Annotated in this window: 21 protein-coding genes and 1 tRNA gene; 20 read left to right on the forward strand and 2 right to left on the reverse strand. The window is 40.3% G+C overall.

Going from position 1 to position 22,370, the window contains the following annotated elements; all coding sequences use genetic code 11:
- Window positions 1-33 precede the first annotated feature (33 nt).
- Window positions 34-486, reverse strand: coding sequence for a YslB family protein (locus BTR25_RS02745; RefSeq protein WP_075685929.1), 453 nt, complete (start codon window positions 484-486; stop codon window positions 34-36).
- A gap of 452 nt (window positions 487-938) precedes the next feature.
- Between BTR25_RS02745 and BTR25_RS02750 the strand changes: the two genes are divergently transcribed.
- From BTR25_RS02750 to yihA, 19 genes are all read left to right on the forward strand, one after another.
- Window positions 939-1,547: a succinate dehydrogenase cytochrome b558 subunit gene (locus tag BTR25_RS02750; protein ID WP_075685931.1), complete on the forward strand. Its 609-nt coding sequence runs from the start codon at window positions 939-941 to the stop codon at window positions 1,545-1,547.
- Window positions 1,548-1,597: 50 nt separating this feature from the next.
- Complete coding sequence (gene sdhA / locus BTR25_RS02755) at window positions 1,598-3,355, forward strand: succinate dehydrogenase flavoprotein subunit (RefSeq protein ID WP_075685933.1); 1,758 nt, start codon at window positions 1,598-1,600, stop codon at window positions 3,353-3,355.
- Window positions 3,356-3,361: 6 nt separating this feature from the next.
- Window positions 3,362-4,123, forward strand: coding sequence for a succinate dehydrogenase iron-sulfur subunit (gene sdhB / locus BTR25_RS02760; protein ID WP_075685935.1), 762 nt, complete (start codon window positions 3,362-3,364; stop codon window positions 4,121-4,123).
- A gap of 134 nt (window positions 4,124-4,257) precedes the next feature.
- Entirely contained in the window at window positions 4,258-4,827 is a 570-nt protein-coding gene (locus BTR25_RS02765; RefSeq protein WP_075685937.1) for a class D sortase, read from the forward strand.
- A gap of 177 nt (window positions 4,828-5,004) precedes the next feature.
- Window positions 5,005-5,229: a spore germination transcription factor GerE gene (gene gerE, locus BTR25_RS02770; protein ID WP_009796032.1), complete on the forward strand. Its 225-nt coding sequence runs from the start codon at window positions 5,005-5,007 to the stop codon at window positions 5,227-5,229.
- A 112-nt stretch (window positions 5,230-5,341) separates the two neighbouring features.
- Entirely contained in the window at window positions 5,342-5,716 is a 375-nt protein-coding gene (locus tag BTR25_RS02775; protein ID WP_083652225.1) for a DUF202 domain-containing protein, read from the forward strand.
- A 118-nt stretch (window positions 5,717-5,834) separates the two neighbouring features.
- The gene (locus tag BTR25_RS02780) at window positions 5,835-6,284 is read left to right on the forward strand and encodes a MarR family winged helix-turn-helix transcriptional regulator (RefSeq protein ID WP_075685939.1); all 450 of its coding nucleotides are present in this window, start codon (window positions 5,835-5,837) and stop codon (window positions 6,282-6,284) included.
- Window positions 6,285-6,389: 105 nt separating this feature from the next.
- Window positions 6,390-7,184: a glutamate racemase gene (gene racE / locus BTR25_RS02785; RefSeq protein WP_075685941.1), complete on the forward strand. Its 795-nt coding sequence runs from the start codon at window positions 6,390-6,392 to the stop codon at window positions 7,182-7,184.
- Between the two features lie 237 nt (window positions 7,185-7,421).
- Window positions 7,422-8,471, forward strand: coding sequence for a GerMN domain-containing protein (locus BTR25_RS02790; protein ID WP_075685943.1), 1,050 nt, complete (start codon window positions 7,422-7,424; stop codon window positions 8,469-8,471).
- A 112-nt stretch (window positions 8,472-8,583) separates the two neighbouring features.
- Entirely contained in the window at window positions 8,584-9,336 is a 753-nt protein-coding gene (gene rph / locus BTR25_RS02795) for a ribonuclease PH (RefSeq protein ID WP_075685945.1), read from the forward strand.
- A gap of 16 nt (window positions 9,337-9,352) precedes the next feature.
- The gene (locus BTR25_RS02800) at window positions 9,353-9,958 is read left to right on the forward strand and encodes an XTP/dITP diphosphatase (RefSeq protein ID WP_075685947.1); all 606 of its coding nucleotides are present in this window, start codon (window positions 9,353-9,355) and stop codon (window positions 9,956-9,958) included.
- A 2-nt stretch (window positions 9,959-9,960) separates the two neighbouring features.
- Window positions 9,961-10,470: a metallophosphoesterase family protein gene (locus BTR25_RS02805; protein WP_075685949.1), complete on the forward strand. Its 510-nt coding sequence runs from the start codon at window positions 9,961-9,963 to the stop codon at window positions 10,468-10,470.
- A 121-nt stretch (window positions 10,471-10,591) separates the two neighbouring features.
- A tRNA-Arg gene (locus BTR25_RS02810) sits at window positions 10,592-10,668 on the forward strand.
- 148 nt (window positions 10,669-10,816) lie between these two features.
- Window positions 10,817-11,839 carry a tetratricopeptide repeat protein gene (locus BTR25_RS02815; RefSeq protein ID WP_075685951.1) on the forward strand — a complete coding sequence of 341 codons (1,023 nt, stop codon included), beginning with the start codon at window positions 10,817-10,819 and terminating at the stop codon, window positions 11,837-11,839.
- 165 nt (window positions 11,840-12,004) lie between these two features.
- Window positions 12,005-13,282: a trigger factor gene (tig, locus tag BTR25_RS02820; RefSeq protein ID WP_075685953.1), complete on the forward strand. Its 1,278-nt coding sequence runs from the start codon at window positions 12,005-12,007 to the stop codon at window positions 13,280-13,282.
- 619 nt (window positions 13,283-13,901) lie between these two features.
- Window positions 13,902-15,161, forward strand: coding sequence for an ATP-dependent protease ATP-binding subunit ClpX (clpX, locus tag BTR25_RS02825; RefSeq protein ID WP_075685955.1), 1,260 nt, complete (start codon window positions 13,902-13,904; stop codon window positions 15,159-15,161).
- Between the two features lie 293 nt (window positions 15,162-15,454).
- The gene (lonB, locus tag BTR25_RS02830; RefSeq protein WP_075685957.1) at window positions 15,455-17,122 is read left to right on the forward strand and encodes an ATP-dependent protease LonB; all 1,668 of its coding nucleotides are present in this window, start codon (window positions 15,455-15,457) and stop codon (window positions 17,120-17,122) included.
- Window positions 17,123-17,328: 206 nt separating this feature from the next.
- Window positions 17,329-19,656, forward strand: a complete 2,328-nt coding sequence (lon, locus tag BTR25_RS02835; protein ID WP_075685959.1) for an endopeptidase La — start codon at window positions 17,329-17,331, stop codon at window positions 19,654-19,656.
- The gene (gene yihA / locus BTR25_RS02840; RefSeq protein ID WP_075685961.1) at window positions 19,656-20,237 is read left to right on the forward strand and encodes a ribosome biogenesis GTP-binding protein YihA/YsxC; all 582 of its coding nucleotides are present in this window, start codon (window positions 19,656-19,658) and stop codon (window positions 20,235-20,237) included. The genes lon and yihA overlap by 1 nt, the downstream gene beginning before the upstream one ends.
- Window positions 20,238-20,272: 35 nt before the next feature.
- On the opposite strand, the gene BTR25_RS02845 is transcribed toward yihA, so the two are convergent.
- Window positions 20,273-20,761, reverse strand: coding sequence for a hypothetical protein (locus BTR25_RS02845; RefSeq protein ID WP_075685963.1), 489 nt, complete (start codon window positions 20,759-20,761; stop codon window positions 20,273-20,275).
- Between the two features lie 254 nt (window positions 20,762-21,015).
- On the opposite strand from BTR25_RS02845, the gene hemA reads away from it, so the two are divergent.
- Window positions 21,016-22,359 carry a glutamyl-tRNA reductase gene (gene hemA / locus BTR25_RS02850; RefSeq protein WP_075685965.1) on the forward strand — a complete coding sequence of 448 codons (1,344 nt, stop codon included), beginning with the start codon at window positions 21,016-21,018 and terminating at the stop codon, window positions 22,357-22,359.
- Window positions 22,360-22,370 lie beyond the last annotated feature (11 nt).

Genomic DNA, 22,370 nt, shown 5'->3' on the forward strand with positions numbered 1-22,370 from the left:
ATTGGCACCGTCAATTTTTGACACATTACATTATTATAGGGAATCCTTTTTGTCCCATTTGACGGTGAATTTGACTTTGTTTGCTTTTTTTACTGGGTGCTCGAAGGTTTCGGCGATGACTTGTTTTTGGAGTTCGATTTGCTGGGCTAGGAAGCCTGCTTCTATTTGGAAGAAGTGTTCGGCTTTGGATTTTACTCGTGAGACGAATAGTGGACTCATTAATTCAAATTCGATTTCATCTTTGAGTTCTGCTTTTACTTCCAAATGTCCCCACGATGCATTGTTGAAAAAATCAATTAGCTCATCAAAGCCATTTAAAGGATATTTTCTTGCAAGTCTTTTCCCGGCCCAATACAAAATTTCTGGCGTATCTTTTCCTAAAATTTCAGGCAGGACAAACTCACGAATCAGTTCATAACCGAAGATTGAAACGGATCTTGAATCATCGGGCTGGGTAGTTTCTTTTACAACTGTGCTTTCTTTCACATCTTTCCCCTCTTTCTACTTTTCTATTATATACAATTAAAGCTTTTAGGCAGAACATTTTTGAATGTTTTTATTGTTTAGAATGAGGGTGGAAAAAATTGCTATTCCGTAATATCTACATCCACTTCAATTTATTATTATCGTACCCTAAAGTCGGTTCAATTCTAACGTGAAATAAATTGTTTTTTGTGCGAAACTATTGGATATTTTAGAAGAAAAATCCATTTAATTCAAACCAAATTGGTAGTCTATTATAATATCAATATATTTAAAAAATTTTATTTTTATAGGATTTTTGTGTATCCGTTTTCTTGACGCTCTATGATGATGGGAGTAAAATGAACTTGTCACATATTCGTCACACTGATGCTAAGTATATAGTAATCTTTTGAAAAAAGTACAACAGGGGTTTTGGCTTAACATCATGTTGAAAATTTTAAGGGGGGTAAATAATGGCGGGAAATCGCGAGTTTTTGTATCGGAGATTGCATTCTTTGCTGGGAGTTGTTCCAATTGGAATCTTTCTTATTCAGCATCTAGTAGTAAACCATTTTGCTACAGGGGGACCTGAGTCCTTTAATAAGGCTGCAGATTTTATGGGAAATCTGCCATTTCGCATCGTTCTAGAAACTGTAATTATCTATTTACCAATTTTATTTCATGCAATCTATGGGCTGTATATTGCTTTTACCGCGAAAAACAACGCAAGCCAATATAGCTATTTTAGAAACTGGATGTTCATGCTCCAGCGTGTATCAGGTGTAATCACCTTGATCTTTATTACCTGGCATGTTTGGGAAACGCGTGTAGCAGCAGCGTTCGGTGCTCATGTTAACTACAGCATGATGAATGAAATCTTATCATCTCCATTTATGTTTGCTTTTTATGTAATTGGTACAATCTCAACTGTTTTCCATTTTGCTAACGGTTTATGGTCATTCATGGTTAGCTGGGGAATTACCGTTTCACCTCGTTCACAAGTAATCTCGACCTACATTACAACAGGAGTTTTCGTGATATTATCAATTATTTTAATTCGTACTTTATTAGCATTTGTGTAAGATTGAACGTACTGAAAATATTGGATTTTGGATTAAGGGAGTGAGTCACGATGAGTAAGGGTAAGGTGATCGTTGTCGGCGGCGGATTAGCCGGCTTAATGGCAACCATTAAAATTGCAGAAACAGGCACACCAGTAGAATTATTTTCACTTGTACCAGTTAAACGTTCCCACTCCGTTTGTGCACAAGGTGGTATGAATGGAGCTGTAAATACAAAAGGTGAAGGAGATTCTCCATGGATTCACTTCGATGACACGGTATATGGCGGAGACTTCTTAGCAAATCAGCCGCCTGTAAAGGCAATGTGTGAAGCGGCACCTGGAATTATTCACTTAATGGACCGTATGGGTGTTATGTTCAACCGTACTCCTGAAGGTTTACTAGACTTCCGCCGATTCGGAGGTACGCAGCATTCTCGAACTGCCTTTGCGGGAGCAACAACAGGACAACAGTTATTATATGCATTAGACGAGCAGGTTCGTCGACATGAAGTAGCCGGCTTAGTTACAAAATACGAGGGCTGGGAGTTCTTGGGTGCTGTACTTGATGACGATAGCGTATGCCGCGGAATTGTTGCCCAAAACTTAACCAGTATGGAAATTAAATCATTCGCAGGTGACGCTGTTATTATGGCTACTGGCGGCCCTGGAATTATCTTTGGAAAATCTACTAACTCTGTTATTAACACAGGCTCTGCAGCTTCAATCGTATACCAGCAGGGTGTCTATTATGCAAATGGTGAAATGATTCAAATTCACCCAACTGCGATCCCTGGTGACGATAAGCTTCGCTTAATGAGTGAATCTGCTCGTGGTGAAGGTGGACGAGTTTGGACATATAAAGATGGAAAGCCTTGGTACTTCCTTGAGGAGAAATATCCTGCATATGGAAACCTAGTACCACGTGATATTGCAACACGTGAGATTTTCTCTGTCTGTGTGGATCAGAAGCTTGGTATTAACGGCGAAAACATGGTGTTCTTGGATCTTTCACATAAAGACCCAAAAGAATTGGATATTAAACTAGGCGGAATTATCGAAATCTATGAAAAGTTCATGGGTGATGATCCTCGTAAAGTTCCAATGAAAATTTTCCCAGCCGTTCACTATTCTATGGGCGGACTATGGGTAGATTATGATCAAATGACAAATATCCCTGGCCTTTTCGCTGCTGGTGAATGTGATTATTCACAGCATGGTGCGAATCGTCTTGGAGCTAACTCCTTACTATCGGCTATTTATGGCGGGATGGTCGTTGGGCCTAACGCTGTTCGATATATTAATGGTCTTGAGAAGAGTTCTGATGCTATTGATTCTTCTGTTTACGATCGTCATGTGAAAGAACAAGAAGAAAAATGGAACAGCATCATGTCTCTTAACGGTACAGAAAATGCTTACCTGCTTCATAAAGAGCTTGGTGAGTGGATGACTGACAACGTTACGGTCGTTCGTCATAATGACAGGCTGCTTAAGACAGATGCGAAAATTGAAGAATTGCTGGAACGTTACCAAAATATCAATATTAATGACACTTCTAAGTGGAGCAACCAAGGTGCCGCATTTACTCGTCAACTGCAGAACATGCTGCAATTGGCACGCGTGATTACCATTGGTGCGTATAACCGTGATGAAAGCCGTGGTGCACATTACAAGCCTGAATTCCCAGAGCGTAACGATGAGGAATTCTTAAAAACAACAATGGCTAAGTTCGTTGACAGCCAGACTGCTCCAGCTTTCCATTATGAAGAAATAGACGTTTCCTTAATCAAGCCTCGTGAACGTAACTATGCAAAAAAGAAAGGGGAGTAGGAAAGAATGTCTGAAAATAAAACGGTAGAGTTTATCATTACACGTCAAGATGCCTTGGATTCTACTCCTTACGAGGAGAAATTTGAAGTCCCTTATCGTCCGAATATGAACGTGATTTCGGCACTAATGGAAATTCGAAATAATCCGGTAAATGCAGAGGGACAAAAAACAACGCCAGTTACTTGGGAAATGAACTGCCTTGAAGAGGTTTGCGGTGCTTGTTCAATGGTCATAAACGGTAAACCGCGCCAGTCTTGTTCAGCACTTGTTGACCAGCTGGAGCAGCCAATCCGTTTGGCTCCAATGAAAACATTCCCTGTTGTTCGTGACCTTTCAGTTGACCGTAGCAGAATGTTTGATGCATTAAAGAAAGTAAAAGCATGGATTCCAATTGATGGCACCTATGATTTAGGGCCAGGACCTCGTATGCCAGAAAGAAAGCGCCAATGGGCATATGAACTTTCAAAGTGTATGACTTGTGGTGTTTGTCTTGAGGCATGTCCGAATGTTAATAGCAACTCCGACTTTATCGGCCCGCAGCCGCTTTCTCAGGTCCGTCTATTCAATGCACATCCAACCGGTGCAATGAACAAGCAAGAGCGCTTAGAAGCGATCATGGGCGACGGTGGACTTGCTAACTGTGGTAACTCACAAAACTGTGTACAATCATGTCCAAAGGGTATTCCTTTGACTACATCGATTGCTGCATTAAACCGTGACACCACCATCCAAGCGTTCAGAAGCTTTTTCGGAAGTGACAATGCTTAATCGTTTAGATTCGAAACCATCTTTTCTATCGTGAAAAGATGGTTTTCTTATTTTCAATTCTAATTTTACCATGGGTTTCGTCCGTGCTTTTTGTTATACTTTAAGTAGTAGATTGTAAAAGGATGGTTGGTTATATGAAAAAGCTACCCTTGCTGTTCATTTCTTTAGGACTTATTATTTTTGCCATAGGAGCATGGCAGATTATTGATACAAAACTTCAATCAAACGCTTCTCTAAAAGAAGCGAAAGAACTGGTCGGTAAGGTCCAGTCTGACCCTAAGCCTGCATCTGCGGAAAAGGACAAGCCAAAGTTTGGGGACACAGTTGGTTTATTAACTATTCCCAAAATAAAGGCAGAATTAGCGATTGTCGAAGGTACCGACCCAAATGATCTCGCTAAAGGTGTTGGGCATTATACAGGATCGTATTTTCCAGGCGAGAACGGGCAAATAGTATTATCAGGACATCGTGATACCGTCTTTCGTCGTTTAGGCGAATTGAAGATCGGTGACAAATTTGAAATACAGATGCCTGATGGTGTGTACACCTATGAAATTAGCCATACAAAGATTGTGGAGGCCGACGATCGGACAATTATTACGCTTCAGGATGAAGAAGAAGAATTAATTGTTACTACCTGTTACCCATTCAGCTACGTAGGAGATGCCCCGCAGCGCTATATTATCTATGCCAAACCTATGTAAAAAGCCCATTTTTTGAGTAAGGGCTTTTTATTTTGCCAAAGTATAAAGTTTTTTTCTGAAAATATCTCCGCAAAAGCATTTATAGTCACTACATATGCCACCCTCACATATGATATGTTGACTAAATATATCACAACAAACGGTTCATACTGGCGAAGGCAAGGAGGGTCACAATACTTGAAGGAGAATGAATATACTCACAAGCCGTTACTCACCAAACGTGAAAGGGAAGTATTCGAACTCTTAGTACAGGATAAAACTACTAAGGAAATCGCTGGTGAATTATTTATAAGCGAAAAAACAGTTCGAAATCATATTTCAAATGCCATGCAAAAGCTTGGTGTCAAGGGGCGTTCACAAGCAGTTGTAGAGCTCCTTCGGATGGGAGAGCTTGAGCTTTAATCCTGACCGGTTTCCCAAAGGGAAGCCGGTTCTTAATTTTTTAGGCTTAAAAGAAGGATATTAAATAAATTATAGTTAAAACTCATTGGTAAGTGTAAAAGAGGTGTTAAAAATGGGACAAGATGAAAAACAAATTCAACAGGGTATTGAAGAAACCCAAAAGCTGCAGGCGGCGATGCAGGAGGCTCAGGAAACGAAGGAACCAGCCGAAAACACCGTCACTCCTGACGATTTGTTAGCGAGAGAAAGAACTCAATTGGCAATGCAAAGGACGTACCTTGCCAATGAACGCACACTGTTAGCCTATATCCGTACAGTCATGGCATTCCTTGGGGGTTCTGTTACACTAATCCAATTCTTTGAAAATAAAGTATTCGTCGTAATTGGTTATATACTCATTCCAGTAGCCTTTACGGTCTTTGTCCTAGGGATTATGAGCTTTTTTCGCTGTAAAAAAACAACCAAGAAAATGGAACTGATTAAGTAATTATAAGTTTAATCTTGAAATTTTCCCGGAAAAAGGTGAAAATAATAACAAGATTTAAGGTTATGACAGTTTTTTAAAATAATTCTGATTGTCTAGCCTTACAAGGGGTGAAGGAGAAATGAAAGCGGAAGAAACGCAAAAGATAAGCGTAGAAATGGTCGCTAACATAGAAAAAGACCTACGGTATATATCTGGAATCATCAAACAAAAAGGCAGAGAAATGTTAACAAACTACAAGATTACACCACCTCAGTTTGTCGCGTTACAATGGTTGTTTGAGGATGGAGACATGACAATTGGTGAACTTTCTAATAAAATGTTCTTAGCATGCAGCACGACAACAGATCTTGTTGACAGGATGGAAAAAAGTAATCTTGTCATGCGTGTAAAGGACCCTAACGACCGCCGCGTGGTCCGAATTCACCTTCAAGAAGAAGGCGAACGAATTATCAACGAGGTAATTATTAAACGGCAGGCATATTTGGAGGAAGTGTTAACGAATTTTTCGGCAGATGAAATTCAACTTCTTCAAACCAATTTAATGAAACTACATCAAGAAATGAAATAAGATTCAACCCGCCGGATGTTCGCAGTCACACGGACCATTCATGAGGCGGGTTGAATTCTGTGTTCTATCGGGTGGAATTGATTAGTAAAGGATGAGGCGATTAGCTTGAAGCAACCAATTGGTGTAATTGACTCAGGTGTCGGCGGATTAACAGTTGCCAAGGAAATTATGAGGCAGCTGCCGAATGAAAAACTCATTTACTTAGGGGACACTGCCCGCTGTCCGTATGGCCCAAGACCTCTAAGGGAAGTGAAAAGATTTACCTGGGAATTAACAACCTTTCTATTGAAGAAGAATATTAAAATGCTTGTTATTGCTTGTAACACAGCAACTGCTGCTGTCCTAGATGAAATTCGTGAGGAACTGAACATTCCTGTGATTGGTGTTATTTATCCTGGTGCCCGGTCAGCCATTAAGCGGACGAAAAACTATCGGGTCGGAATCATTGGAACAGAAGGAACCGTCAAGAGCGGAGCTTATGAAAAAGCTTTAAAGGCGTTAAACAGCAAGCTGTCCGTTAAAAGTCAGGCGTGCCCCAAATTTGTTCCTCTAGTGGAGAGCGGTGAGTTAGAAGGTGAGCTGGCGGAGAAGATTATCACAGAATCTTTACAACCCTTGCTTAATGAAAATCTGGACACACTCATTCTCGGCTGTACCCATTATCCTTTGTTGGAACCTCTAATTCAACAAGTACTGGGGCAGAACGTGAATGTGATTAGTTCAGGTGACGAGACGGCCCGAGAAGTAAGTACAATTCTCCAATACAATGGAATCCTCGAAACGAATGAGGCAGAATCTGATCATGAATTTTATACAACCGGATCAAAGGAGATTTTTTCAAAAATCGCCTCACAATGGCTCGGAAAAAATATTACCAATGTGAAAAGAATAACCCTATAACAAGAGCTCTTTTAAACAGGAGCTCTTTTTGTTGGAGATCGTCTATTAGTGGCCAACGATTCCCATAGAAGGTAATAAGCGAGTGCCAAGGGAATCGAACGTGTAGATTTTCCCGAAACAAAGGAATACCTAGATAAAAAGTTTTAAATTTGTCCTATTTTTCTTTCTCAGGCGGGTCTATTTTTTTTAATAGGCTCGTATACATGATAGTACAAACTGTCTTGGGAGGGAAAAAATATGTCAAAAAATAAATCCAAACAAATTATCACAGTTGTTTTAGCATCATCACTTCTGTTATCAGGATGCGGTTTATTTGGAAGTGAAACGAAGAAGAAAGTAGATCCACCAAAGGTCACCGTGACCGAGGAAAATGTGACCGAGGAGACAACTGGCCAAACCGGAGAGGAAGCGGAAGTTTCGTCATTACAAACCGAACTTTACCTGATTGACAAGAACGGTTATGTCGTTCCACAAACCTTAGCCCTGCCAAAAACAAACAGTGTGGCAAAGCAGGCATTAGAACACCTAGTCGCAAATGGACCGGTAACCAATATGCTTCCAGATAATTTCCGGGCGGTTTTACCTGAGGATACCCAGGTCTCTGTGAACATTAAAGATGGCGTCGCCACTGTTGATTTCTCCAATGAATTTAAAAACTATCAATCAGAAGATGAGAAGAAAATTCTCCAATCTGTAACATGGACACTAACTCAATTCGATACAGTTGATAAAGTAAAGCTGCAAATGAACGGACATGAATTAACTGAAATGCCAGTTGACGGCACACCAATTAGTGATAATCTATCAAGAGCAACAGGCATCAATCTTGATACAGCTGGCGTCATCGATATTACGAATACAAAGCCAGTAACCGTTTATTATATCGGTGGTGAGGAAGGTGCTTACTACTATGTACCGGTTACAACAAGGATTAAATCAAGTGAGAAAGACATATACACGGCAGTTGTTAACCAGTTGATTAAAGGACCTCATGCAAAATCAAATCTAGTATCAGAGTTTATGTCGGATGTCGCACTTCTTGAAGCGCCGAAGGTTGAAGAAGGAAAAGTAACATTGAACTTCAATAAAAATGTCTATGGCAGCTTTGAAGAAAATGTTATTTCGCAGAACCTCTTAAACGCGCTGGTTCTTTCCTTAACAGAGCAAAAAGGAATTAAAAGTGTTGCGATTACAGTGGAAGGCAAAGCGGAATTGGTTGACGATAAAGGGACAAAGTTAACCGAGCCTGTAACTCGTCCAGAAAAAGTCAACACAGGTAGTTTTTAAAAATATATTTTTGATATACTATATAGTGACAATGTAAGAGGTTGGCCATATCGCCGCCTCTTCTTTATTTGGTTTAATAGAGGCTTAGCACCTCAATAGAGGAGGAATTATTATGCGTTTTGATGGCAGGGAACCATTACAATTAAGACCGATACATATTGAAACCAACTATTTAATGCATCCCGAGGGATCAGTTCTTATCTCCGTAGGCAATACAAAGGTGATCTGCACCGCAACCATTGAAGACCGGGTGCCTCACTTTATGAGAGGTGAAGGAAAGGGCTGGATTACGGCTGAATACTCCATGCTTCCACGTGCTACAGAGTCTAGGAATATTCGTGAGAGCTCGAAGGGGAAGGTTTCAGGGCGGACGATGGAAATTCAACGCTTAATCGGCCGTGCGTTGAGAGCGATTGTAGATTTATCCGCACTTGGTGAAAGAACGGTCTGGATTGATTGTGACGTAATCCAAGCGGACGGAGGAACTCGGACTGCCTCGATTACCGGCGCGTTTGTGGCGATGACATTAGCACTTAATTCGTTCGGGGAGAAAAAACCCATGAAGTTTCCGATAACAGATTATTTAGCCGCAACAAGTGTAGGGATTTTGAAAAACAACGAAGTGGTTCTTGATTTAAATTATGTTGAAGATTCAAAAGCGCTGGTTGATATGAACGTCGTTATGACTGGAAATGGTGAGTTTGTTGAATTGCAGGGAACAGGTGAAGAATCAACATTCTCGTATCAACAGCTGCAGGATTTGCTAGGAGCTGCACAAGAAGGGCTGATGGAATTGTTTGAGCATCAAAAACATGCCTTAGGCGAAGACATTACAAAGAAAATAGACGAAAGACGGAAAAAATAAGAGGAGATCATCCAAAATGAACGAAGTAATTATTGCGACCAAAAATCCTGGCAAAGCTAGAGAGTTTGAGCATATCTTTGCTCCAAGAGGAATTATCGTAAAAACCTTGCTTGATTTTCCGGCGATTGAGGATGTAGAGGAAACAGGCATGAGTTTTGAAGATAATGCTATTTTGAAAGCTGAAAGTGTATCAGAACAATTGAATCGAGTGGTGATTGGAGACGATTCAGGTTTAGTCGTCGACGCCCTCGAAGGCAGACCAGGAATTTTTTCAGCTAGATATGCTGGAGCACAAAAGGACGATCAGGCAAACATCGATAAAGTCTTAGCCGAACTACAAGACGTCCCAGAAGCGGACCGTACGGCACGGTTTTACTGTGCACTCGCTGTTGCTATCCCTAAAGGAAAAACAATGACGGTGTCAGGCACCTGTGAGGGACTTATTTTAGAAGATCGAAGAGGATCAAACGGATTCGGCTACGATCCAATCTTCTTTGTACCTGAGAAAGGCCTGGCGATGGCAGAGCTTTCCTCTGATGAGAAAAATAAAATCAGCCACCGGGCAAATGCTTTAAAAGAACTAGAAGATGTTCTTGAGACTATAATAGAGAGAGCGGAATAGGGATGAGTAAAGTACTAATTGTTAGTGACAGTCATGGTCTGACTAGGGAACTTGAGATTCTCAGGGAGAGGCACCTGGATGAAGTAGATTTGATGATCCATTGCGGCGATTCAGAGTTAAATCATGAAGACGCAGCATTAACTGGGTATCTAACCGTCATGGGGAATTGCGATTTTGGCAGCTATCCGCTAGATACAATAACAGAGCTTGCTGGCAGGAAGATTTTTGTTACTCACGGCCACGGGTATTCTGTGAAGACCTCTTTAATGAACGTAAAGTATAAGGCGGAGGAAACAGGTGCCGATATTGTCTGCTTCGGACATTCTCATATCTTGGGTGCAGAAATGATCGGCAAGACATTGTTCTTAAACCCAGGGAGCATCCGCCTGCCACGGGAGCGCTTTGAAAAAACATATGTGATTTTAGATCTTTTAGATGATAAGATAAAAATGTCAGTGTTTGATATAAGCGGGAAAGAATTAAAGGATTTAGCCTTTGAATTTAGTCTGTAAGAGGGTAGGGGAGTGTAACTCTTTCCCCGCCGTTTTACACTCCTAAAAAAAATACTGAAATAGTGTTGACTTTTGTATAGTAGGGTTATATAATAAATCTTGTCTTTGAGAAACTTAATATGTCCCAGTAGCTCAGCCGGATAGAGCATACGCCTTCTAAGCGTACGGTCGGGAGTTCGAATCTCTCCTGGGACGCCATTTAACTACATACCAAAGTATATTACTCACCTAGATAGGTGAGTTTTTTTGTTTTTTCTAGGTTTCGTGCTAAACTTATCTTCATATTGAACATGTGAAGCAGCAGCGTGCTTACGCCTATGCTTTTCCATAAAGGACGGTTATTTTTATGAAAAAACGGGAGCGGCCTAAAAAGATTGATAATGTCATTTTCCTCCCTGGACTGGAAAAAAGATTAACAGATAAAGGCCTTGAAAGCCTGCATAATAAAAGATTTCGAGAAGCAATTCATTACCTAGAAGAAGCAAAAGAGCTTGATCCGGAAAATGGTGAAATTTTAGTTGGCCTTGTTCTTGCCTATTTTGAAGCGGGGGCGTTCCAAAAGGCAAAGGTTCTAGCCAATGATATGCTGTTAAAGGGTATCGGTGATTATTACCAAATGGTCGATTTATACTTAACGGTGCTCGTCCAATTACATGAATATAACGAAATTGCTCTAACAATTGAGGCATTACTAGAGGAAAAAGAAATTCCGCCAGAAAAACATGATCATTTCCTTACTTTACTCCAGTTCAGCAAACGGATGGCCGAAAACAGCAGGGTGGAAAGAGATTTCGATGAGGAAGAACCAGAAAGTAAGGCACTAAACCTGTTCGCTCTTAAAAATCTAAATGAGCAAATGCTGATAGTCTCAAATCTAGCAGAAAAAAATATCCGCCCTTTTATGGATGAAATCAAAGAATACTTGGTCTCAGACGAAGGCCATCCGTTCTTAAAAACGATGCTGCTCTCTTTATTAAAGGAGCAGGAATACGACAAGAGAATTATGGTGAAAAAATTTAATCTAGAATTAAATGTCGTACCAACAGAACTGTCAGATTTCAAAACAGAGCCGCGTTTACTAGAAATAGAAAAGCTGCTAGAAGATAGATTAGAGAGCAAAGATCCTGTCCTTTTTGAAAACATCAAAGGAATACTAGAAAGAACTTTTTTTATCAGCTACCCGGTAGACCTTGAACCAGAGAGAGCAGAAGCGTGGGCTGCAGCCTATCATTTACTAGCACAGGAGTACTTTGGAATCGAACCAGATTTTGATTTAATTTCAGAAGAATATCAAGCATCCTCAGAACATATTGCACAGGCACTTGCTAAAATCAAAGAATTAGAAGAAATTTCTTATCCTAATATATAGGTAACCATGTTGAAAGAAATTTATCCTGTGTTATAATGTAAGGGTTGCATTGTGTAAAACGTGTATTTTACATAAAATCAGTGGGTATATGCTTGTTGAACAAGACGTATCCATACTCAATTCATTTATGAATGAAATGATAATAGATTGTTGGAGGGAAAAGGTATGACAGCGAAATGGGAAAAATTAGAAGGAAACCGCGGTGTCCTTACAGTAGAAGTTAGTGCAGAAACAGTAAGCAAAGGCTTAGAAGCTGCTTTCCAAAAAGTAGTTAAGCAAGTAAACGTTCCTGGCTTCCGTAAAGGAAAAATGCCTCGTGGAATGTTCGAACAACGCTTTGGTGTAGAATCTCTTTATCAAGATGCATTAGATATTCTTCTTCCAGAAGCATACGGAAATGCAATCGACGAAACTGGTATCGAGCCAATCGATCGTCCGGATATCGACATCGAGCAAATGGAGAAAGGCAAAGAGCTTATCTTCAAAGCTACTGTACAAGTTAAGCCTGAAGTAACATTAGGCGAGTACAAAGGGTTAGAGGTTGAAGAATTCGATACAAACGTAACGGACGAAGATGTTGCGAAAGAATTAGAAACTCTTCAAAGCCGTCAAGCTGAGCTTGTTGTGAAAGAAGAAGGAACTGCGGAACTAGGTGACACAGTTGTAATCGACTTTGACGGATATGTTGATGGCGAAGCATTCGAAGGCGGAAAAGCTGAGAACCATTCATTAGAATTAGGTTCAGGTTCTTTCATCCCTGGATTCGAAGAACAACTAGTAGGTGTAGCTGCTGGTGAATCTAAAGAGGTTGAAGTAACTTTCCCTGAAGAATACCACGCTGCAGAGCTTGCTGGTAAACCAGCAGTATTCAAAGTAGTTCTTCACGAAATCAAAGGTAGAGAACTACCTGAACTTGATGATGAGTTTGCAAAAGATGTGGATGATGAAGTTGAAACATTAGACGCATTAAAAGAAAAAATTCAAAATCGTTTAGTAGACAGCAAAAAGCACGAAGCTGAGCACCATGTACGTGATTCAGTAGTGGAACAAGCTGCTGCTAACGCAACTGTTGAAGTTCCAGAAGTAATGGTTCAATCTGAAACAAACCGTATGCTTCAAGAATTCGAGCAGCGCCTGCAAATGCAAGGTATGAACCTTGAGTTATACTTCCAATTCTCAGGTCAAGACGAAAATGCACTTCGTGAGCAAATGAAGGAAGAAGCTGCAAACCGCGTACGTGTGAACCTAACACTAGAAGCAATTGCTAAAGCTGAAAACCTTGAAGCAACTGACGAAGATGTAAATGCTGAACTTGAAAAAATGGCTGGTACGTACAACATGACAGTTGATTCCATCAAGCAAGCACTAGGCGGCCTTGATGGAATCAAATCTGACCTTAAGCTTCAAAAAGCAGTAAACTTCCTAGTTGAAAACAAAAAATAAATTGAACAGCTAAGCTTTTGCTCAAGCGTTCTATTAAAAAGGTAAGGCACGATTCTATCGTGTCTTCTTTTTCCTAATTGGCCAAAAAATACATATTGATTCATCACGATAATATAGAGGGCCCTCCCAATCGGGAGTTCTTTTTAGCTAATCGGAAGAGTAAATTTTTAACAAAAATCTACCCTTTCCTATTACGTATAAGGGCAACTACGCCTCATGAACCGCCCTATCGGCTTGCCAGTCGTCCAGTTTTCTTTATACATTTTTTGAATTACATATTATAATAAGGACAGGGAAAGCTTTTTAACATTAGACAGAATGAAAAGCAGGAAATTATCGTTTGAATAACGAATAAGATAAAATCCTACTATGTGAGGACTTAATTTATTCAAAAGTGGTTAAGCTTAAATGAGTACATATTGTTCTTTTTAAAGAGCGCATCTAAACAAATTTCCGAAACAAGAAAACATATTTGAGTAAAGCTTTTCATTTCCTGTCCATGCACTTCATGTGTTACAATGCAATACATAACGCTGAAATAATAAGAAAAAAATTCGGACTTTTGTTTGTGATACGCAACTTTAAATATGGTTAAAACACGTTTTAAGGGGTGAAGGAATTGTTTAAATTTAATGATGAAAAAGGACAATTAAAGTGTTCTTTCTGTGGTAAAACTCAGGATCAAGTACGTAAATTGGTTGCCGGACCGGGAGTTTATATATGTGACGAGTGTATTGAGCTCTGCACGGAAATCGTTGAAGAAGAGCTTGGAACTGAAGAAGAAGTAGAATTCAAAGATGTTCCGAAGCCAAAGGAAATCTGTGAAATCTTAGATGAATATGTCATCGGACAGGATAAAGCAAAGAAATCGTTATCCGTTGCGGTGTACAATCACTACAAGCGTATTAATTCTAATAGTAAGATTGATGATGTTGAGCTTTCAAAAAGTAATATTTGCATGATTGGACCAACTGGTAGCGGTAAAACGTTATTAGCGCAAACATTAGCGCGAATCCTAAATGTACCGTTCGCAATAGCGGATGCAACTTCTCTTACTGAAGCAGGTTACGTTGGTGAAGATGTCGAAAATATTTTATTAAAATTAATCCAAGCTGCTGACTACGATGTTGAAAAGGCAGAAAAAGGGATTATTTATATCGATGAAATTGATAAAATTGCCCGTAAATCAGAAAACCCATCGATTACAAGAGATGTTTCTGGTGAAGGCGTACAGCAAGCGTTATTAAAAATTCTTGAAGGTACCGTTGCCAGCGTTCCTCCTCAAGGCGGGCGTAAGCATCCGCATCAAGAATTTATTCAAATCGACACGACTAATATTCTTTTCATATGCGGTGGTGCATTTGATGGAATCGAACCAATTATTAAGCGCCGTTTAGGCCAAAAGGTTATTGGATTTGGCTCAGATGTTAAGCAGCTAGATATTGGCCAAAAAGAGCTCCTTTCAAAAGTATTACCAGAGGATTTACTCCGTTTTGGATTAATTCCTGAATTTATCGGCCGTTTACCGGTTATTGCCAGTCTTGAGCAGTTAGATGAGGCAGCACTAATTGAAATCTTAACGAAGCCGAAAAATGCGTTAGTGAAGCAATATCAAAAAATGCTTGAAATCGATGAAGTACAGCTTGATTTTGAAGAAGGTGCCCTGGAAGAAATTGCTAAGAAAGCAATTGAGCGAAAAACAGGTGCCCGCGGCTTGCGCTCCATCATTGAAGGCATCATGCTTGATGTCATGTTCGACCTGCCATCACGCAATGATATTACAAAATGTATCATAACAAAAGAAACCGTAGCCGAGAACAGCGTTCCTAAGCTCGTTCTAGAAGACGGAACCGTCGTCGTAGAAGAAAAATCAGCATAATGTTATTTTAGACCCAGCCTAATCGCTGGGTCTTTTGGTTTTTATGACCAGGTTAAGAAGATTGAGCTGCAACTGGTTACTTAGAGGGAGTGTAGGTGTGACAAAACCGCAATGCTGCCCGTGCTATACGAAAAAACCGACAGCACGATAACCATGACAGACAAACATCCAAAATTTACAAAGTTGATTCCACCCAATATGGACAGTTTCTTACAATTTTGTGGTTTATTCCCCCTGTATGCAGGAGATACTTATTAATATCTACTGAGATTATTGTAGCAGGAGGGAAAAGTATGAGTTGGACGGGATTTGCCTTATTTATACAGCTTTTTTTCGGGGTTATAATAGGGCTGTATTTTTGGAATTTGCTTAGGAACCAACGAACACAGAAAGTTTCCATTGATCGGGAATCCCGTAAAGAGATGGAACAGCTCCGAAAAATGAGGTCAATTTCATTAACAGAACCATTAGCCGAGAAAGTTCGCCCGACAAGCTTTAACGATATTGTCGGCCAAGAAGATGGCATAAAGTCATTAAAGGCAGCATTATGCGGACCGAACCCGCAGCATGTGATTATTTATGGACCTCCAGGGGTCGGTAAAACAGCAGCTGCCAGGTTAGTTCTAGAAGAAGCAAAGAAGAACAATAAGTCTCCATTCAAACCTGCATCTGTCTTTATTGAGCTTGATGCGACAACGGCACGATTTGATGAGCGGGGAATTGCCGACCCGTTAATCGGCTCTGTTCATGATCCGATTTATCAAGGGGCAGGGGCTATGGGACAGGCTGGCATACCGCAGCCGAAGCAAGGGGCAGTCACAAATGCCCATGGCGGTGTGTTATTCATAGATGAAATTGGTGAGCTTCATCCGATTCAAATGAATAAACTGCTAAAGGTATTAGAGGATCGCAAGGTGTTTTTAGAAAGTGCGTATTATAATGAAGAAAATACGCAAATTCCAACGCATATCCATGATATTTTTAAAAATGGCCTGCCGGCAGATTTTAGATTAATCGGAGCGACGACAAGAACGCCAAATGAAATTCCTCCGGCCATTCGCTCACGCTGCATGGAGGTTTTCTTTAGAGAATTAACGCAAGAGGAAATCGTTAAAGTGGGCAAAAAGGCTGCAGAAAAAGTAAATCTAGCAATAAGTGATGCTGGGTTAGAAACGTTATCAAGCTATGCTAGAAATGGGCGCGAAGCTGTGAACATGGTTCAAATTTCGGCAGGGCTCGCTATAACTGAAGAACGTAATTTTATAAAAGATGAAGATATTGAATGGGTAGTCCATTCCAGCCAGCTGACACCGCGGATGGAAAGAAAAATCAATACAGATGCTCATATTGGACTTGTCAATGGACTAGCTGTATATGGTCCAAATTCTGGGGCGCTGCTAGAAATTGAAGTGACCGTCATTCCAGCAAGGGAAAATGGGTCAATTAATATTACCGGTATCGTGGATGAAGAAAGTATTGGCGGACAAGGTAAATCCGTCCGTCGAAAAAGTATGGCACGCGGTTCGATTGAAAATGTTATTACCGTACTTAGGTCAATGGGTGTTCCTGCGGATGATTTTGATATCCATGTTAATTTCCCTGGCGGAGTGCCGATTGATGGTCCTTCTGCCGGAATTGCGATGGCAACGGGTATTTACTCCGCTATTTATAAAATTCCAATCGATAATAAAGTAGCCATGACGGGTGAAATTAGTATTCATGGTAATGTTAAGCCGATTGGAGGCGTGTATCCGAAGGTGAAAGCTGCCAAAAAGGCTGGTGCCACTACCGTCATCATTCCAGAAGAAAACATGCAATCCATTCTAAATGAAATAAAGGGAATAGACATTATCCCGGTTTCCAATTTGAGCGAAGTATTTGAAATTGCACTTGAACGTAAATTTGTTAGTGATCATGTCATCCCAGCATCGATTGAACTATCTAAGAAAGAATCGATTTAAACAACAACACTTCGGTTGTTCGTGGCCGAGGTGTTATTTTATTGCTGGAAGTACGAAAGAAATCTTAAACGTTGGGGAAAATAATGATATTGGAAAAACGAAACATGTCCGTTAAATTAGACACTTTTTTTCAAATAAGATAGAATTGTACAAAGGCTATTCCCGTTTACTATAGGGGATACGATTATATGTGGAGGTGCATATTTATGGCGAATAATAGAGAAATGATCGTCCCCCTCCTGCCGCTTCGAGGGTTGCTGGTATATCCGACAATGGTCCTGCATTTAGATGTTGGCCGTGAACGGTCAGTACATGCCCTTGAAAAAGCGATGGTAGATGACCACTTAATTTTTTTAACGACGCAAAAGGATGTCTCAATCGACGATCCTTCTGAAGAAGATTTATACAGGCTTGGTACATTAACAAAGGTCAAGCAAATGCTTAAGCTTCCAAATGGCACAATCAGAGTGCTGGTAGAGGGATTAAGCCGAGCGGAAATTAAATCGATTCATGAAGAAGAAGAGCATTATTCCGTGAGCATCGTAACCTACGAGGATCCAGATACAAAAGACGTTGAAGATCAAGCCTTAATGAGAACCATGCTTGATTATTTCGAGCAATACATAAAGTTGTCAAAGAAAGTATCTGCTGAAACTTATGCTTCAGTCGTTGACATTGAGGAACCTGGAAGAATGGCGGACATAATATCGTCTCATCTGCCAATCAAGCTGAAGGAAAAGCAGGAAATTCTTGAAACCATCGATGTGAAGGATAGGATGAATCTCGTTGTTGATACGATTCACAACGAAAAAGAAGTCCTAAATCTGGAGAAAAAGATTGGCCAGCGTGTAAAGCGCTCCATGGAAAGAACGCAAAAGGAATATTACCTGCGTGAGCAAATGAAAGCCATCCAGAAGGAATTAGGCGATAAAGAAGGAAAAACAGGCGAAGTTGCCGAGCTTACCGAAAAAATTAAAAACGCTGAAATGCCAGAGCATGTGGAGAAAGCGGCTTTAAAGGAGCTTGATCGGTATGAAAAGGTACCTACGAGCTCAGCGGAAAGTGCTGTTATTCGCAACTATATCGACTGGCTCATTTCTCTCCCTTGGTCGAAGAAAACGAATGACGATATTGATATTCTCCGGGCTGAAAAGGTTCTTAATGAAGATCATTATGGTCTTGAAAAGGTAAAGGAACGCGTACTGGAGTATCTGGCTGTACAAAAGCTGACGGACAGCTTAAAAGGTCCGATTCTATGTCTTGCAGGGCCTCCAGGTGTCGGTAAAACAAGTCTTGCCCGTTCCATTGCTACTTCACTAAACCGCAATTTTGTCCGGATTTCACTGGGCGGTGTTCGAGATGAATCTGAAATCCGCGGTCATCGCCGTACATATGTAGGTGCGATGCCAGGCCGAATTATCCAAGGTATGAAAAAAGCGGGCACGATTAATCCAGTATTTTTACTAGATGAGATCGATAAAATGTCAAGTGACTTCCGCGGCGATCCATCGTCTGCGATGTTAGAAGTATTAGACCCTGAACAAAATCACAACTTTAGTGATCATTATATTGAAGAAACTTATGATTTATCGAAGGTTATGTTTATTGCGACAGCCAATAATTTGTCAACGGTGCCAGCTCCGCTTTTAGACCGGATGGAGATTATCACGATTGCCGGCTATACTGAGCTTGAAAAGGTCCATATCACGAGAGACCATTTGTTACCGAAGCAAATTAAAGAAAATGGCCTTACAAAAGGAACTCTTCAGGTACGTGATGATGCAATCTTAAAAGTGGTAAGATATTATACACGTGAAGCGGGTGTTCGTAGTTTAGAGCGCCAGATGGCAACCATCTGCCGGAAAACTGCAAAAATAGTCGTTTCAGGCGAGAAGAAGCGTGTAGTTGTTACCGAAAAGAATGTGGAGGAATTCCTTGGTAAACCTAGATTCCGTTATGGTCAGGCTGAAACAGAGGACCAAGTGGGCGTAGCAACTGGTTTAGCTTATACTACAGTTGGCGGCGACACCCTGCAAATCGAGGTTTCATTATCACCTGGTAAAGGGAAGCTAGTGTTAACAGGAAAACTTGGTGATGTAATGAAGGAATCTGCGCAAGCAGCCTTCAGCTATATCCGTTCAAAAGCGAAGGAGCTTGGAATCGACCAAGATTTTCATGAAAAATATGATATCCATATTCATGTTCCAGAAGGGGCTGTTCCAAAGGATGGACCGTCTGCAGGAATTACGATAGCAACAGCGCTTGTCTCTGCTCTATCCGGAAAACCAATCCGCCGTGAAGTGGGAATGACCGGAGAAATTACGTTAAGAGGAAGAGTACTCCCTATCGGCGGTTTGAAAGAGAAAACCTTAAGTGCTCATCGCGCCGGCTTAACGAAGGTTATCTTACCAAAGGATAACGAAAAGGATATTGATGATATCCCAGAAAGTATTAGAAATGAAATGGAGTTTGTCCTTGTTTCCCATGTGGATGAGGTTTTAAAGCATGCTCTACTAGAAGGTGGCATGCATTAATGAAAGTAGTAAGTTCAAATATTGTAATCAGTGCTGTTAAACCAGAACAGTACCCAGAAACAGCTTTACCCGAATTTGCCTTAGCGGGCCGTTCAAATGTTGGTAAATCTTCTTTTATTAACAAAATGCTTAACAGAAAAGGGTTAGCGCGGATCTCATCGAAGCCAGGTAAAACACAAACACTTAATTTTTACCTAATCAATGAAATTCTCCATTTTGTCGATGTACCTGGATATGGCTATGCCAAGGTATCAAAGTCTGAGCGTGCGGCTTGGGGAAAGATGATTGAAACCTATTTAACTAGACGCGAGCAATTGCGTGCGGTTGTGTTAATAGTTGATCTGAGACACCCGCCAACACAGGATGATATCACGATGTATGATTTCTTAAAGCACTATGAAATACCTTGTATCGTGGTTGCCACCAAAGCCGATAAAATTCCAAAGGGCAAATGGCAAAAGTATTTAAAAGTAACAAAAGAAACACTGGAACTTGATCCAAACGACCAAATTATCGTCTTCTCATCTGAAACAGGTGAAGGAAAAGACAAAGCTTGGTCTGTTTTACAAAGTTATATGTAAAAAATAAACGCCGGAGCATATCAATATGCCCGGCGTTATTTTCTCTTTCTAAAAAGAAAGTACAATCCAACTACTATAATTAAAACAGGCCAGAATTTCCAAATGAGTGATACTCCGTTTTGCAAAAAGCCAAGATAGGCGGCCATTCTATCATAAAAAAGAAGCATGAAGGCCAAGATAAGGAAAAGGATGGCGGAGAAGGCTCCAGTCCCGACCTTCTGTAATCGCAGGAAGAACCCAATCGATAGAATCAGCACAAACATCCCAATCGTATGATTTGGCCAAAATGCAAACTTTCCTGCCAAATGAAAATGAAGGCCAATTCCTGTCATCATCACGCCAGGAAGAATCGATTCATATACTCTTTCTGAATATCCCTGTGCTAAAAAAGCAATCCCGATGATCATCACTAACGTTGGCCAAGTTAATAACGGCAAAAGGAATCCAATCGCTAATTGCTGTAAAAATAAGTATGTACCAAAGCCAATCAGTATAATTCCAGGCAAAATTCGTTGACTCTTCAAAGTTAACACCACTTCCAGTAAGGTTCACTTGAAACTAGTTTGTTTTTTTGTTACTGTACATAAGTAATAGTTATTCTAAATCAATGTTTCATATATGTAACTGAAGTAGCCCATTAGGCTCTTTTGTTTTTATATTAACATATAGTTTCGTTTTCTGTTCACATTTTTCGGGTAAATATTGAATTTGCCCATGATATAATCAGACTAGTTAAGTACTGTGATATATGTAATTACTAATGGGGGGTGTCCTAATAATGCATATAGTAGTGATCGGATTAAACTATAAAACTGCCCCAGTTGAAATACGTGAGCGGTTGACCTTTAATCCATCCGACTTAGGGGATGCCATTAAAAAACTAAGTACAAAGAAAAGCATCCTAGAAAACATCATCGTCTCCACATGTAACCGTACAGAAATATATGCTGTTGTCGATCAGCTGCATACAGGCCGCTATTATATTAAAGAATTCTTATCTGAATGGTTCGGAATTGATCATGCTGAGTTTTCTCCATATCTTTTTATTTATGAAGAAGACGGTGCTATTGAACATTTATTTAAGGTTTCTTGTGGTCTAAATTCAATGGTTTTAGGAGAAACACAAATTTTAGGTCAAGTCCGGACGAGCTTTATTCAAGCTCAAGAGGAAGGAACGACTGGTACAGTATTCAATCAATTATTCAAACAAGCGATTACGATTGCCAAGCGCGGACATGCTGAAACAGATATCGGAGCAAATGCTGTATCTGTCAGCTATGCAGCCGTTGAACTGGCTAAGAAAATTTTTGGTTCACTTGAAAACAAGCATGTACTCATCCTTGGTGCAGGGAAGATGGGCGAATTAGCAGCCCAAAATCTACACGGCAATGGTGTGAAAAAGGTAACGGTCATCAATCGTACCTATGATAAAGCAAGAGTTCTCGCAAGCCGTTTTGCAGGTGAGGCAAAAACTCTGGATGAACTGCAAAAGACGCTTGTTGAAGCAGATATTTTGATTAGCTCTACGGGTTCAAAGGATTTTGTCATTACGAAACAATTGATGGAAAAAGTAGAAAAGCAGCGCAGAGGCAATCCATTATTTATGGTGGATATCGCTGTTCCGCGTGATCTTGATCCAAAAATCGCAGAGCTTGATAGTGTTTTCCTATATGATATAGACGATTTAGAAGGCATTGTAGAAGCGAACCTAAAGGAGCGTAAAAAGGCTGCTGAAAAGATTATGCTGATGATTGAAAAAGAAATCGTCGACTTCAAGCAGTGGCTCGGAATGCTTGGGGTAGTACCTGTGATTTCAGCGCTTAGAGATAAGGCTCTAGTGATTCAATCAGAAACAATGGTCAGCCTTGAACGTAAGCTTCCACATTTATCTGACCGTGATCTTAAAGTGCTTAACAAACACACGAAGAGCATTATTAATCAGTTATTAAAAGACCCAATTTTACAAGCGAAAGAACTGGCTGCAAGACCTGACGCGGATGAAGCGCTGGAATTATTCATGAAGATTTTTAATATAGAAGAGCTTGTTGCAAAACAAGAATCGAAAGCAGCCGAAACCAATCAAGCAATGGTTAAAGTACCGCAGGCTTCCTTTCAGTCATAAGGGGTATAAGT

The organism is Bacillus sp. MRMR6 (assembly GCF_001940785.1).
Taxonomy (GTDB): Bacteria; Bacillota; Bacilli; order Bacillales; family Cytobacillaceae; genus Neobacillus.